The 13,514-nt window shown below is 71.5% G+C and carries 17 protein-coding genes; 9 read left to right on the top strand and 8 right to left on the bottom strand.

The window, feature by feature from the left end; all coding sequences use genetic code 11:
* Positions 1 to 4: 4 nt before the first annotated feature.
* A complete protein-coding gene (locus tag ABD743_RS12485; RefSeq protein WP_344721940.1) occupies positions 5 to 1,531 on the bottom strand; it encodes a DNA-3-methyladenine glycosylase 2 family protein in 1,527 nt (508 codons plus the stop codon).
* 112 nt (positions 1,532 to 1,643) lie between these two features.
* Between ABD743_RS12485 and ABD743_RS12480 the strand changes: the two genes are divergently transcribed.
* The 3 genes from ABD743_RS12480 to ABD743_RS12470 all read left to right on the top strand — a co-directional run bounded on the left by ABD743_RS12480 (position 1,644) and on the right by ABD743_RS12470 (position 4,392).
* Positions 1,644 to 1,970 (top strand): hypothetical protein, encoded by a 327-nt coding sequence (locus tag ABD743_RS12480; RefSeq protein ID WP_344721938.1) that lies wholly within the window; start codon positions 1,644 to 1,646, stop codon positions 1,968 to 1,970.
* Entirely contained in the window at positions 1,957 to 3,582 is a 1,626-nt protein-coding gene (locus tag ABD743_RS12475; protein ID WP_344721936.1) for a sensor histidine kinase, read from the top strand. Before ABD743_RS12480 ends, ABD743_RS12475 begins: the two co-directional genes overlap by 14 nt.
* Positions 3,583 to 3,732: 150 nt before the next feature.
* Positions 3,733 to 4,392: a response regulator transcription factor gene (locus tag ABD743_RS12470; protein WP_344721934.1), complete on the top strand. Its 660-nt coding sequence runs from the start codon at positions 3,733 to 3,735 to the stop codon at positions 4,390 to 4,392.
* Positions 4,393 to 4,396: 4 nt separating this feature from the next.
* On the opposite strand, the gene ABD743_RS12465 is transcribed toward ABD743_RS12470, so the two are convergent.
* The 4 genes from ABD743_RS12465 to ABD743_RS12450 form a co-directional block, all read right to left on the bottom strand.
* Positions 4,397 to 4,843, bottom strand: coding sequence for a hypothetical protein (locus tag ABD743_RS12465; protein WP_344721932.1), 447 nt, complete (start codon positions 4,841 to 4,843; stop codon positions 4,397 to 4,399).
* 60 nt (positions 4,844 to 4,903) lie between these two features.
* Positions 4,904 to 5,590, bottom strand: a complete 687-nt coding sequence (locus tag ABD743_RS12460; RefSeq protein ID WP_344721930.1) for a hypothetical protein — start codon at positions 5,588 to 5,590, stop codon at positions 4,904 to 4,906.
* An 81-nt stretch (positions 5,591 to 5,671) separates the two neighbouring features.
* Positions 5,672 to 6,358, bottom strand: coding sequence for a DedA family protein (locus ABD743_RS12455; protein WP_344721928.1), 687 nt, complete (start codon positions 6,356 to 6,358; stop codon positions 5,672 to 5,674).
* On the bottom strand, positions 6,301 to 6,897 hold the full coding sequence (locus ABD743_RS12450) for a class I SAM-dependent methyltransferase (protein ID WP_344721926.1): 597 nt from the start codon (positions 6,895 to 6,897) through the stop codon (positions 6,301 to 6,303). The genes ABD743_RS12455 and ABD743_RS12450 overlap by 58 nt, the downstream gene beginning before the upstream one ends.
* Positions 6,898 to 7,032: 135 nt before the next feature.
* On the opposite strand from ABD743_RS12450, the gene ABD743_RS12445 reads away from it, so the two are divergent.
* The 6 genes from ABD743_RS12445 (at position 7,033) to ABD743_RS12420 (ending at position 11,550) form a co-directional block, all read left to right on the top strand.
* Entirely contained in the window at positions 7,033 to 8,253 is a 1,221-nt protein-coding gene (locus ABD743_RS12445) for a sensor histidine kinase (protein ID WP_344721924.1), read from the top strand.
* Positions 8,184 to 8,858 (top strand): LuxR C-terminal-related transcriptional regulator, encoded by a 675-nt coding sequence (locus ABD743_RS12440; protein WP_344721922.1) that lies wholly within the window; start codon positions 8,184 to 8,186, stop codon positions 8,856 to 8,858. The genes ABD743_RS12445 and ABD743_RS12440 overlap by 70 nt, the downstream gene beginning before the upstream one ends.
* 22 nt (positions 8,859 to 8,880) lie before the next feature.
* Positions 8,881 to 9,954 carry a redox-regulated ATPase YchF gene (ychF, locus tag ABD743_RS12435; protein WP_344721920.1) on the top strand — a complete coding sequence of 358 codons (1,074 nt, stop codon included), beginning with the start codon at positions 8,881 to 8,883 and terminating at the stop codon, positions 9,952 to 9,954.
* A 42-nt stretch (positions 9,955 to 9,996) separates the two neighbouring features.
* Positions 9,997 to 10,227: a hypothetical protein gene (locus ABD743_RS12430; protein ID WP_344721918.1), complete on the top strand. Its 231-nt coding sequence runs from the start codon at positions 9,997 to 9,999 to the stop codon at positions 10,225 to 10,227.
* Positions 10,224 to 10,625: a TA system VapC family ribonuclease toxin gene (locus ABD743_RS12425; protein ID WP_344721916.1), complete on the top strand. Its 402-nt coding sequence runs from the start codon at positions 10,224 to 10,226 to the stop codon at positions 10,623 to 10,625. Before ABD743_RS12430 ends, ABD743_RS12425 begins: the two co-directional genes overlap by 4 nt.
* A 136-nt stretch (positions 10,626 to 10,761) precedes the next feature.
* The gene (locus ABD743_RS12420; RefSeq protein WP_344721914.1) at positions 10,762 to 11,550 is read left to right on the top strand and encodes a GNAT family N-acetyltransferase; all 789 of its coding nucleotides are present in this window, start codon (positions 10,762 to 10,764) and stop codon (positions 11,548 to 11,550) included.
* Between the two features lie 69 nt (positions 11,551 to 11,619).
* Here the strand turns inward: ABD743_RS12420 and ABD743_RS12415 are convergent, their stop codons facing one another.
* From ABD743_RS12415 to ABD743_RS12405, 3 genes are all read right to left on the bottom strand, one after another.
* Complete coding sequence (locus ABD743_RS12415) at positions 11,620 to 12,012, bottom strand: hypothetical protein (RefSeq protein ID WP_344721912.1); 393 nt, start codon at positions 12,010 to 12,012, stop codon at positions 11,620 to 11,622.
* The gene (locus ABD743_RS12410; protein WP_344721910.1) at positions 12,009 to 12,206 is read right to left on the bottom strand and encodes a type II toxin-antitoxin system HicA family toxin; all 198 of its coding nucleotides are present in this window, start codon (positions 12,204 to 12,206) and stop codon (positions 12,009 to 12,011) included. Before ABD743_RS12410 ends, ABD743_RS12415 begins: the two co-directional genes overlap by 4 nt.
* Before the next feature lie 220 nt (positions 12,207 to 12,426).
* Entirely contained in the window at positions 12,427 to 13,287 is an 861-nt protein-coding gene (locus ABD743_RS12405) for an arylamine N-acetyltransferase family protein (RefSeq protein ID WP_344721908.1), read from the bottom strand.
* Positions 13,288 to 13,514 lie beyond the last annotated feature (227 nt).

Raw genomic sequence — 13,514 nt, 5'->3', positions numbered from 1 at the left:
GTGGCTAGGGGGTGAGGGCCGAGGCGCGCGTCAGGTGCATCGCGGCATAGGACCGCCACGGCTTCCAGTTCTCGCCGTGGGCCACGAGCGGGCCGGCCTCGGACGGCAGACCGAGCACACCGGCCCCGCGGCGCACCGCGAGGTCGGTGGCGAGAAGTTCGTCGGGATCGCCGAGCACGCGGATCGCGAGGTAGCCCGCGGTCCACGGCCCGATGCCGGGCAGGGCGGTGAGCGCCGCCCGCATCTCGGCCGGGTCGCGCCCGGCGTCGAGCACGAGTGACCCGTCCGCCATCGCCTCGGCCAGCCCGAGCACGGTCGCGATGCGCGTGGCCGGCCCGGTCAGCACCTCGGCGCCACGTTCGGCGATCGTGGCGGCCGTCGGGAAGAGCAGGTCCGCCGTGCCCGCGGATGGATCGTCGGCGGCGCCGATGAGCTGGGTGGGCAGCCGCTCGCCCAGCGCCGCGGCCAACCGGGACGCAGCCGTGCGCGCCGCGGCCACCGACACCTGCTGCCCGAGCACCGCGCGCAGGGCCGTCTCCACGCTGTCGACGCTGCCCGGGAGCCTGATCCCCGGCGTGGTGGCCACGGACGGCGCGAGCGCGGGGTCGGCCCCGAGCAGCGCGTCGACGGCGAGCGGGTCGGCGTCGAGATCGAGCAGGCGCCGGAGCCGGGCAACCGCGGGGCCGAGGTCGCGCGGGTCGCCCAGGCGCACGGTCGCGACGACGTGCTCGGCGCCGGCGGCACGTCGACTGCCGTTGCCGGGCGCGGTGGGTCGCAGGTCGAGCGCCACGGTCGCGGCCGCGTGCGGCAGCCGCAGCGTCCGCCGGTACGTCCCGTCCACGACGGACTCGACGCCGGCCAGCGCACGTGCGGAGAAGAACGAGAGCAGGCCGTTGCCGTCGAACGGCGGGCGGTACGGCAGCCGCAGCACGAGCGTCCCGGCCGCGGTCGGCATCGCTCCCCGGCGGCGGCCGGCTTCCGTGCGCAGCGTGGTCGGCGGAACCCCGTAGACCTCGCGCACGGTGTCGTTGAACTGCCGGACGCTGGCGAAGCCTGCCGCGAAGGCGATGTCGGCCATCGCGAGCGGCGTGGTCTCGACCAGCAGCCGGGCGGTGTGCGCCCGGTGCGCCCTGGCGAGCGCGAGGGGCCCGGCTCCCAGTTCGGCCGTGAGCACCCGGTTGAGATGACGCTCGGAGTAGCCGAGTCGGGTGGCGAGGCCCACGACCCCCTCGCGCTCGACCACGCCGTCGGCGATCAGCCGCATGGCTCTCGCGGCGAGGTCGGCACGGATGTTCCAGTCCGGCGAGCCGGGCACTGCGTCGGGCTGGCAGCGGCGGCAGGCGCGGTACCCGCGTTGCTGCGCGGCGCCCGCGGTGGGCAGGAACTCGACGTTGGCCCGCTTCGGAGTCATCGCCGGGCACGACGGCCGGCAGTAGATCCGGGTCGTGCGTACCGCGGTGATGAACTGCCCGTCGAAGCGGGCGTCGCGAGCAGCGACGGCGCGGTAGCAACGTTCCTCATCGAGTAACACGGCGACGACTCTGCCACCGTAAACGTCCTCACACTGGCGGGAATCGGACGCGAACAGCAGATGAGAGTCCTCTCATCTCCGTCTCACGTCGTGGTCACCTGCGCTGCCCAGCATGGTCGTTGTGCGCCTCCCCCTCACGATCGTGACCACCGTGCTGCTCGTCGTCGGTGTCGTGGTGGGCATGGCAGCGCTGGGTTCGGCGCGGACAGGTGACGGCGAGTCCTTGGACCCGATCACGGTGCAGGCCCCCGCTGCTCCCGATCCGGGCGTGCGCCCACCCGAGCAGCCACCTACGGACCCTCAGGGTTACGTCGCCCCGCCGCCCCCCGTGCGCGACGGGGACGACGACGGGCCCGGTGACGACGGCGGCGACGACGGACCCGGCGATGACGGCCCCGGTGACGACGGTCGCGATGACGGGCGCGATGACGACGACTGACCGTCCCGCCGAACTGGGCCCCCGACCCGATCTCGGCGACGATGGACCGCACCGGCGCCCCACCGATCGGGCCGGCGCCCCGGAGGCCACGACGAGGACGCCGATGCCCGCGACGCTCGACCGCTCCGACCCGCGGGCCGACAGAGGGACCGCCGTGGTGCGCCGGGCCGTTCTCCCACGGTTGCGCACTGTGCTGTGGACCGCGCGCACCCGGATCATCGGCTGGGTCCTGCTGCTCGTGCTCGGCGCCCTCGCCGTGGTCACGTTCGTGACGTGGCGGCTGCTGATCCAGGCGACCGACGAGCGGATGGAGGACGCGCTGCGGTCCGAAGTGGACGAGTTCGCCGAGCTGACGGCCACCGGGATCAATCCGCGCACCGGCTTGCCGTTCGCGACGGTCGGCGACGTGATCGGGGAGGCGATCGCGTACAACATCGCGCGGCCCAACGAGAAGTTCCTCGGTTACGTCGACGGTGCGTACCGGTCGCAGAGCCGTCAGGAACCGGGCACACCCGAGGTGCTTGCGCGGGACCCGGAGTTCGCGAGCCTGGTGGCCGCCGTGCCGGTGCCGCGGGACGGGCGCTACGAGAGCCCGGAAGCAGGGGAGGTGCGCTACCTGGCGATCCCGGTCTCGCTCGAGGGCGACCCGTCGCGCGGGGTGATCGTGGCCGCTTACCTCGCCGACGCCGAACGTGCCGGCGCCGACAGCGCCGCCCGGCTCATGCTGCTGGTCGGGGGCATCACGCTCCTCGGTGCGGCCGCGGGAGCCTGGCTGGTCGCCGGGCGCATCCTGCGCCCGCTGCGTGACGTCGCCGCGACCGCCCGCACGATCACCGACACCGACCTGTCCGGACGCATCCCCGACCCCGGCGAGCGTGACGAGCTCGGCGACCTGGTGCGCACGGTCAACGCCATGCTCGACCGCGTCGAGATGGGGGTTGCGGCGCAGCGCCGGTTCGTCGACGACGCCGGGCACGAGCTGCGCACGCCGATCACGATCGTTCGCGGGCACCTCGAGGTGCTGGATCCCGCCGACCTGTCCGACGTCGCCTCGACGATCGCGCTGGTCGACGACGAGCTGGGCCGGATGAACCGGATGGTGTCGGACCTGCTGCTGCTCGCGCGCTCGGAGCAGCCGGCGTTCCTGCAGCTCGAACAGGTGGCCGTCGGGGAGCTCACCGAGGACGCGTTCGAGAAGGTCGCGCGGCTGGGGGACCGGGAGTTCGTGCTGGAGACCGTCGCCCGGGTCGACGCCGTGCTCGACCCGCAACGGATCACGCAGGCGATCGTCGCTCTCGCCGACAACGCGTGTCGCTACACCCGTCCCGGCGACCGGATCGCGATCGGCTCGCAGCTCGCGGGTGGCCTGCTGCGCTTCTGGGTCTCGGACACCGGCCCGGGCGTCACCGCCTCCGACCGGGCCCGGATCTTCGAGCGGTTCGCCCGCGGCGCGGCGGCGGGCCCCCGGTCCGACGGGGCCGGTCTGGGACTGTCGATCGTCCGGGCCATCGCCGTGGCGCACGGCGGCCAGGTGCTGCTGGACAGCGTGCCCGGAACGGGCGCCACGTTCACCGTCGTGGTGCCACCGGTCCCGCACCCGGTGGCGTCGTGAGCGAGCTTGCGAGCTCACCATCGGGCGCAGCAGCCCTGCGAACGCGGCCGACGAGCGTCAGCGAGGTGGGCTCGTGAGCGAGCTTGCGAGCTCACCATCCGGCGCAGCAGCCCCGCGAACGCGGCCGACGAGCGTCAGCGAGGAGGGCTCGTGAGCCGCATCCTGATCGCCGAGGACGAACCACGCATCGCGGCGTTCGTCGAGAAGGGACTGTCGGCCAACGGCTTCGCCGTGACGGTCGTCGGCGACGGCCCATCGGCCTACGACTACGCGATGACCGGCGGGTTCGACCTGATGGTGCTCGACATCGGCCTACCGGGAATGGACGGGTTCGCGGTGCTGCGCAAGCTCCGGGCGGAGCGTTGCCCGATGCCGGTGATCGTGCTGACCGCGCGTGACAGCGTGCAGGACACGGTCGCCGGGCTGGAGGGAGGCGCCGACGACTACATGCCCAAACCGTTCCGCTTCGAGGAACTGCTGGCCCGGGTGCGGCTGCGGCTCGCGACCGACCGGACCGCGGAGCCCACGGTGCTCGCGCACGGCGGGCTCCAGCTCGACCTGCGCACCCGCCGGGCGCGGGTGGGTGGGCGCACGGTCGATCTGTCGGCCCGCGAGTTCGCGATGACGGAGACGTTCCTGCGGCACCCCGGGCAGGTGCTCTCGCGTGAGCAGTTGCTCAGCCACGTGTGGGGCTACGACTTCGACCCGGGCTCGAACGTGGTGGACGTCTACGTCCGCTACCTGCGGCGGAAGCTCGGTGCCGAGCGGATCGTGACGGTACGCGGGATGGGCTACCGGCTCGACGGCTGAGGCGTCACCTGTTGCAGATCTCGCCGCGCATGCGCCCGTCGTCGCACGCCTGCCGGAACTGGGCCGTCCACCGGCGGAAGGTCTCGTCACCACGGTCTGACCTGGAGTCGGCCTGGTGCTCGTCCTGCGCCCGGGCCGCGGCCGCCTTGGCGGCCTGCGCCTTCGCTGCTTCGGCTGCCGCAACCTGTGCGCGTTCCGCGATGATCGCGTTGACCCGATCGCGGGCCGGGGTCAGGACGAGACCTGCGATCTGCGCTCCCGTCACGGGGGGCACGATGGCCGGCGCACCGGTGGCGCCAACGGGGGTGGGGGTCGCGGCGTGGGTGTCGAAGTCGGGCACCTTCACCGCCGCGTGGGCACTGGGGGGCGCCAGCGTGAGGACTGCGGTGCTGCCGGCGGCCAGAACCCCGATCACCGAGCTCGCGAGCATCCCCCGGGACGAGAAAGCCACGATTTCCCCCATTCCACGCCGACGAGATCCATCTGGACCATCGACGCAGAGCGACGGACGTTAGCCAAGACCACCCGAACGGGTGACGCCGGTAAGGAGGCCGCCTCCCCCACACGCCAGTGCGCCGACGACCGGCAGTCGCTCGCAGGTGCCCAGCACGGGACGGCTGATCCCGTCGATCAGCCTGCCGACGGTGCGACGGCGCTCGTCGTCGGTCCGCGGGATGACGACGATCCTGCGCAGACGCTCCTCGACGCGGCGCTCCGAGTCGAGGGAGGGCTTCCGGGCAGCCGTGCTCCGCTCCGGCTTCTTGCGCTCGGGCGACTCGGATTCAGCAGCCCTGGGCTTGGCAGGGGCGGAGGCCTTCGCGGTGGACCTCTGGGGCGCAGGCTCGGCCCGGCGCGATGGTGCATCTGCCTCGGACCGGACGGCAGGCTTGCGCAGCACCACGTCCTGCTCCTGCCGCTTCACGCTTCTGTTCGCGCGCTCGGTGGCGGCCGAAGCCTGCTGCTCAACGGCTTCGACCACAGGTGCTGTGACCGGTGGCGGCGCGGGCGCGGCCACCGCTGGGGCCGGCGCCTCGGCGACCCGGGCTGGTGCGGCGGCGGGAGCCCTCGGGGCGGCGACCGCCTGTGTGGCGGCCGCGGGCGTGGGGGATGGCGTGGCCAGGGTGAACACCGCACCCCCGCTCGCGACCACCGCGGCGCCGACGGCGGCGGCGAGCAGGATCCTGATGGTGGAACGCACGGGCTGCCTCCGCGGGTCGGCCGGCTCCGGAGGGCCGAACACGGTCCGTATCTGGTCTAGCTCATCCGGGTGAGCGGCACTCTACCGAACGGCCGACCCGGCCGCGATGGTCTTGTGGCGGCATCGTGAGTGCAGCATCAAGGCCCCGATCAGCAGCGCCACGACCACCAGCGGCACCGCCCCGACCTGGGTCAGCACGTGCGGCCCGACCTGGTTTCCCAGCAGGACGAGGGTCGCGGCCCACGCGGTGCCCGTGAGCATCAGCGGTGGTCCGGCGATCAGGTACGGCACTCCCGCCCCGCCGGCGACCCGCGGCATGAGCGGCCGGGCCGCAGCAGCCCAGTGCCCGCAGGCGAGCAGCGCGGCCGTCGCCACCGGTCCGCGGCCCGCGAGCCATCGGTGCGCCCGGGCCGTGCCGGTCCGGATCACCCGTCGATGCCTTCCGTCCCCGTCCAGCGCCGGTACCCCGCGGCCGGATCGGCCCCGCCACCAGCCGATATGGGCGCCGGCGACCGTGGCGGCGGCCGACATCGCGATCGCGGGCACCAATGCGTCGGGGCGGATGTGCGACCACAGCCCCAGCGCGACCAGCAGCGTGGTGCCCGGCAGGGCGACGCCGACAAGGGTGCCGCTCTCGACCACCAGCACCATCGCCGCGACGACGAGGACCGCCGCTGCCGGCCAGTTCGCGATCGTGTCGAGCAGAGCCGTCAGCACGCCCGGGGGCCGCGGCAGACGAAGAGCCTCGACGGTGGCACGTTGCGCCACACCGGCTCGGTCGCGACGACCTCGCCGAATGTGGCCTCCAGGTTGCGGCGCAGCTCGCGTACCCGCGCCGGCAGCGCGGTCAGGGTCGTGATGGTGGTGAAGACGCCCCCGGGGGCGAGGGTGGCCGCGATCCCGGCGAGCATCTCGCACTGCTGCTGCGGGGGCACCAGCGTCCACGGCAGCGACGAGACGACCGCGTCCACGGGCCCGACACCGGCGTTCGCGAGTAGCGCCGGGAGGTCCGCGGCGTCGCCCTGCAGCACGTGCAGCCACGGCATCCGGTGTCGCAGGTGCGCGACCAGCTCGGCGTCCAGTTCGACGGCGAGGTAACGGGCGCCGGGGGCCAGCCGGGCGCTGATCGCGGGGACGAGCGCCCCGGTGCCCGTGCCCAGCTCCACCACGGTCGGCGCACCCGTCGCCGGCAGCACTGCTGCGATCGCCGCCGCGAGTGTGGGGCCGGTCGGCGCGGGCGCCCCGATCAGGGCGGGCCTGCGCAACGCGCGGCGCAGGAAGGTGCGGTGGTCGGTCCATGCGGTCATGGCGATCACACTCGTGCCGCCGGGGCCACAGAACCATGAGGCTGGACCGCCTCTGGGTGGGTGGGCTGGCCCGACGGTGGATGGTGGGTCCAGCCCCACTGCACGTGCCGTCCGTGATCGGCCAGACTGGCCGGCGTGACGAGCATCCGGGTCTGGCTGCTCGCCGCCGGACGGCTGTTCGCCTCGATCGTCACGGCCATGATCGCGCTGGTGCTGCTCCTCGCGCTGGTCACCGGGTTCGTCCTGGTGCCGGTCCTCGGGCTCGGCGTGCCGGTGGTGGCAGGCGCTCTCGGCGCCACCCGCGTGCTCGCCGACCTGCACCGCCAGGAGGCCGGACGCGTTCTGCGTGTCGAGCTCGTCGCCTCCTACAGCTCAGAGCCCGGGTGGGGTTGGCGCGACCTGCTGGCATGCCTGCGCGACCCGCAGAACGGCCGGGATGTCGTCTGGCTCGGCGCGCACGCGGTGGCGGGAATCGTCGTCTTCTGGGTGCTCTACGCGCTGCTCGCCGCGGTCTCGAGTCTCGCGATCGGTGCGAACGGCCCGTTCTCGGTGCTGACGATTCCGGTGCTGGTGCTCGTGGCGGTGATCTGGTGGACGGTGCCGTGGGCCGTGCGCGGGTTCGCGCTGCTGGTCCGCCTCCTCCTGGCTCCCGACACGACGCTGGCCCGGCGGGTCGAGCAGCTCACGGAGTCGCGCGCGGCGGCCGTGGACGCGCAGGCCGCGGAGCTGCGCCGGATCGAGCGTGATCTCCACGACGGGGCGCAGGCGCGGCTCGCCGCCGTGGGCATGGCGCTGGGGCTCGCCGCACAGGCCGTCCGCTCCGACCCCGACCGGGCCGCCGCCTTGCTGGAAGAGGCGCGTGCCGACGCAGGCAAGGCGCTCGCCGAGCTGCGCGACCTCGTCCGCGGCATTCATCCGCCGGTGCTCGCCGACCGCGGTCTCGTCGGCGGGCTCGAGGCCGCCTCCCTGCTGTGCCCGGTGCCCGTCGCGCTCGACTTCGACCTGCCCGCGCGGCCGCAGGCCCCGGTCGAGTCGGCGCTGTACTTCACCGCGACCGAGGCCCTGGCCAACGTCGGACGGCACTCGGGTGCGACGAGGGCGTGGCTGCGCGCCCGCTACACACGCGGTCGCCTCACCGTCCTCGTCGGCGACGACGGCCGCGGCGGAGCCGACCCCCGGCGCGGCACCGGCCTGCGCGGCATCGAGCGCCGCCTCGCCGCCTTCGACGGGACGCTGCACGTCAGCAGCCCGCCCGGCGGCCCCACAGAGATCACGATGGAGTTGCCGTGCGCCCTGCCCCCGCCGGTCTCAGGACCGTCATCGCCGAGGACCACGTCCTGCTCCGCGACGGTCTGATCCGGCTGCTCACCGCCAACGGCTTCGACGTCGTGGAGGCCGTCGACAACGGTCCGATGCTGCGTGAGGCACTGGTCCGCAACCGTCCGGACGTCGCGGTGGTCGACGTGCGGCTCCCGCCGACCTTCACCGACGAGGGCCTGGTGGCGGCGATCGCGGCGCGCCGGGACGTCCCGGGACTGCCGGTACTCGTGCTCTCGCAGTACGTCGAACAGCTGTACGCCCGCGAGCTGCTCGCCGACCAGGCCGGCGGGGTCGGGTACCTGCTGAAGGACCGCGTCGGGAACGTCGAGGAGTTCGTCGAGGCGGTGCGCCGGGTGGCGGCAGGTGGCACCGCGATGGACGCCGAGGTGATCGGCCAGCTGCTCGGCCGCCGCTCCGCACCGCTCACCCGGTTGACGGCGCGTGAGCGCGAGGTGCTGGAGCTCGTCGCCGAGGGCCGCTCGAACGTCGCGATCGCCGCCGCGCTGTTCGTCACGGAGAAGGCGGTGGGCAAGCACATCAGCAGCATCTTCGCGAAGCTCGACCTGCCGCCCTCCGACGACGACAACCGCCGCGTGCGGGCCGTGCTCACGTACCTGCAGGCGGCACCCGGAGCCCGCTGACCCGCGACTACCCTGGACTCCCGTGTCACTCACCCTCGGCATCGTCGGCCTGCCCAACGTGGGCAAGTCGACGCTGTTCAACGCCTTGACCCGCAACGACGTCCTCGCCGCGAACTACCCGTTCGCCACGATCGAGCCGAACGTCGGTGTGGTGCCGCTGCCCGACCCTCGCCTCGACGTGCTCGCCCGCATGTTCTCCTCGGCGAAGGTCGTGCCGGCCGTCGTCTCGTTCGTCGACATCGCGGGCATCGTGAAGGGCGCATCCGAGGGTGCGGGGCTGGGCAACAAGTTCCTCGCGAACATCCGGGAGTCCGACGCGATCTGCCAGGTCGTGCGCGTGTTCGACGACCCCGACGTCGTGCACGTGGACGGGCGCATCGACGCAGCGGGCGACATCGAGACGATCTCCACCGAGTTGATCCTCGCCGACCTCCAGACGTTGGAGAAGGCGGTTCCGCGCCTCACCAAGGAGGCGCGGATGCAGAAGGACCGGCGCCCGGTGCTGGAGGCTGCTGAGCGGGCGGTCGAGATCCTCAATGGCGGCACCACGCTCTTCGCCGCCCGCGTCGACCCCGAGCCGCTGCGCGAGCTGACCCTGCTCACCACGAAGCCGTTCCTCTACGTCTTCAACGCCGACGAGGGCGTGCTCTCCGACGAGGCGAAGCGCAAGGAGCTCATCGAGCTCGTGGCTCCCGCCGACGCCGTCTTCCTCGACGCCAAGGTGGAGGCGGAGCTGCTGGAGCTGGACGAGGAGTCCGCCCGCGAGCTGCTGGAGTCGATCGGCCAGCACGAGCCCGGCCTGCACGCCCTCGCCCGCGCCGGCTTCCACACGCTCGGCCTGCAGACCTACCTGACCGCCGGGCCCAAGGAGTCACGCGCCTGGACGATCAAGAAGGGCGACACCGCGCCCCAGGCGGCCGGGGTGATCCACAGCGACTTCGAGCGCGGGTTCATCAAGGCCGAGATCGTCTCCTACGACGACCTCGTCGAGGCCGGGTCGATGAACGCGGCCAAGGCAGCGGGCAAGGTGCGGATGGAGGGCAAGGAGTACGTCATGGCCGACGGCGACGTGGTGGAGTTCCGGTTCAACGTCTGATCGCGAGTCCTGCATCGCCGCTGATGCAGCTATGATGCGGCTATGCGCACCACCGTCGACCTGCCGCCGGGCGTGCATCGGCGCGCCCTCGAGATCGCCGAGCGCACCGGGCGCTCATTGTCGGCCGTGGTCGCCGATCTGACGATCCGGGGTTTGAGCCAGCTCGACGAACCGGTCGTGGTGCGCACCGACGATCGGTCCGGGTTCCCGGTCATCAGCGTCGGTCGCAGGGTGACGTCCGAGCAGGTGGCGGCGGCGCTCGACGAGGAGTGACGACCTACCTGCTCGACGCGAACGTGCTGATCGCGTTGACCGTCGCCGAGCACGAGCACCACGAGCGGGCGACTATGTGGGCGGCGGAGAGCGGTCGGTTCGCGATCTGCCCGGTGGTGGAGGGCTCCCTGGTTCGGTTCCTCGTGCGCAGCGGCGAGAGTCCGGCTGTCGCGAACCGGCTGCTCGGGGCGATCCACGCGATGCGCAGCTGCGAGTTCTGGCCGGATGGGGTGTCCTATGTCGATGTGGATCTCCGGCACGTCCGCGGGCACCGGCAGGTCACCGACGCCTACCTCGTGAGTCTGGCGGCAGCTAGGCCTGGCGCCAAGTTGGCGACGATGAATGAGGGGCTGTGCCAGGAACTGCCTGATCTGACGCTCCTGGTGCCCAGGATCTGACCGGTTCGCCACGTTGATCGGCGGCGCCGCTTGGTGGAGTTCAGCTAAAACGCGTAGGTCGCTTCCGTTCACCGTGTGGCGCGGCGACTCCGTAATCGGTTTGTCGTTCCAGCCGCGGGCCACCACTGTGATCGCGATGACGGGCACGACGCTTCTCCTGCGGGCGTACGACGAGCAACTGCGTACCGATGCCGAGACGCCGAGCGCGGTCTCGGTCATCCGGCACGGCCCGCTGCGCCTGGCGAGGTTCGGCGGCGGATGGGGGTTCGTGACCTACCGCGACCTCGGCGGAGCCGACGCCGACGAGATCGCCCGCCTGGTCACGGAGGTGTTGACGCACTACCGGGCCGACACCGGGATCGAACGGGTGGAGTGGAAGACGCGTGGTCACGACCACGCCCCCGGACTCCACGAGGCGCTGGTGGGCAACGGGTTCGTCCCGGATGAGCCAGAATCGATCATGGTCGGTGACGCTGCGGTCCTGATCGCCGAAACACCTCTGCCGGAGGGAGTCACCCTGCGTCGGGTGACCGAGGAGCCGGACGTCCGCGCCATGAGCGCGATGCAGAACGACGCGTTCGGTGAGCCGGCCTCCGAACGGACGGCTGACGCGCTGCTGCGCCGGCTCGCGCTCGGTGACGGGGTGGAGTTGTGGGTCGCTGAGGCGGGGGGTCGGATGGTCGGCGCCGGCCGACTCGAACCGGCCGCAGGCAGCGACTTCGCCGGGATCTGGGGAGGCGCGACACTGGAGCAGTGGCGCGGTCGGGGTATCTACCGTGCGTTGACGGCGGCGCGCGCCCGATCCGCGCTCGCCTGCGGTAAGACGCTCATACACAGCGACTCGACCGAGTACTCCCGTCCGATCCTCGAACGCGCAGGTCTCGTGAAGGTGTCGACGACGACTCCTTACGTGTGGCGGCGCTGAGAGGTTGTTCGGCCGCGCAACATGGTCGAGTTCCGCTTCAACGTCTGACCGCTGGGCAATGAGCTGCGGCTAGCTGACCAGCTGTTGCACGCGGCCGTAGCTCACCCCGAGCACGATGGCCGCGTCTCGCAAGCTCAGATGGTCATCGCGGACCAGCTTCCGCGCTGCCTGACGCCATGTCTTGGCTGCCTCGCTGTTGATGGCCTCTGCCCTGGCTTGCTCGGCTCGTGCCTGGTTCATGAGGGTCAGGGCGTCCGGGTCGATCCGCGAGTAGTCCATCTCGACGGAGATCGTCTCGGGGTCGACGTCGAGCCAGAGCGCGATCAAGGTTCGTGCGGTGTCGGCCGCGGAAGCCAGGGTGCGTGTCTGTCCGACGGCGTCGATCTCGGGGACCTCGATCACCCACAGACCGCTGTCGCGGAACGCCTGCACCGTGTAGATGCGTGCTTCGGTGGGGGTCACCGCCACCACTCCTTCCCGAGGCAGGGCATCTGCTGGCCGATCTTGCCGATCACATACGAGGAGACTTCGTGGCGGGGCACTGCAGTCTGGTGCTTGCCGACGCAGTTGCAGCGCCAGATTTCGTGTTCTCCACCCTCGCGGACGAAGTAGACGTCGTGGTCGCGTAGTCGCCGTGTGACCTCGGTGTACTTCATCTTCGGAGGCTTAGGCACAGCGTATGTGTAGCAGCCCTACACGGCAAGCGTTAAGAGGGGCTACACGCGAGGGGAGGCACGAGACGACGAAGCCCCGCCCGGGGCTCCCGGGCGCCGGGACCAGCCGCGGTTCGGACCGGTGTCCCGACCATCCATCCGGCAGGCTGCCGTGCGTCGATCGTGCGGAGGGCGTGCCGCATCGGGTGCCGGAAACCCGCGATCAGAAGAGCGTCGTGAGGGCGCGGTCGAGATCGGGCAGGCCGGAGAGGTCGATGAGAAACTGATCCTCGAGGGCACGACGGACAGCGGCCGGTGACTCCAGAGCGCGGCGTTCGCTGGGGCCGTCGACGTGGTGCACGGCAAGGCTCAGCCCGGTGGACCTGCGGCCACTGAGTGCGTAGCGGCGGTCGGTGTCGGCGCGGCCGATCAACAGCCCCCCGACCATCATGGAATCGGGATGGTGCGAGTTGTAGAAGTTGCTCATCGAGAAATCGGCCATGTACGACTCGGCGAGGTCGAACCGGTACAGCGCCATCCAGCGCCCGCCGAGCCTGGCCTCCATCACGAACGCAGATCCATCGGGCCGAATGCGAAGAAGTCCGTGCGGTGTCGGCTGCTCCGTGTCCGACTCGAGTGCCAGCACGCCGGTGAGTCTGAGTCCGAAACCTGCATCGACGATGTATGGGCCTTGTGGCAGTTCGACACGAAGCAGCATGTGGGTGCGCGGCGGCATCGGTGTGTCGGCCGGCCGGCCCCACAGGACGCGCCCGGTGAGGAGGGTAGTGGTGTAGCCGAGGGCGTCGAGCACACCGCACAGAAGCAGATTATGTTCGTAGCACCCGCCACCGCGACGTGACCGGACGATCTTGGTGATCAAGGATGCCTGGTCGAGGTGCACCTCGCGGCCGGTGAACTTGTCCAGGTTCTCGTAGGCGATCGCCTGCCCGTGAGCAGCGACGATGCGCGCCAGTGTCGCAAGGTCCGCCGGAGGTCGCGCTCCTTCCCACGCACCGGACAGGCCGATTCGATGCAGGTAGGCAGCGATGTCGAAGTCGATCTCTGTTGTCGTGGTGACGCTCACGGACCCTCCTTGCGGGGGCGTGGATATGTGACGGGCCGGCTGTCCGAATCGCCGTTGTTCCATCGGGCCGCTCTTCGCGTGCAGCTGAATGCTATGTCGAGGTGCCTGCGGCATGCTCGATTCTAGCTGGAGTCGACGAGTCCGAGCTCGGACATATGTCGCATTATTCGGCGAAGGGACTCGACTATTCTCATTCAATGAGAGTTTCCCAGGTCACTCTCGCTACC

This window comes from Pseudonocardia yunnanensis, from assembly GCF_039534065.1.
In the GTDB taxonomy this organism is placed as follows: domain Bacteria; phylum Actinomycetota; class Actinomycetes; order Mycobacteriales; family Pseudonocardiaceae; genus Pseudonocardia; species Pseudonocardia yunnanensis.
Note: the sequence above shows the minus strand (reverse complement) of the source record. Positions and strands in the feature narration are given on the sequence as shown.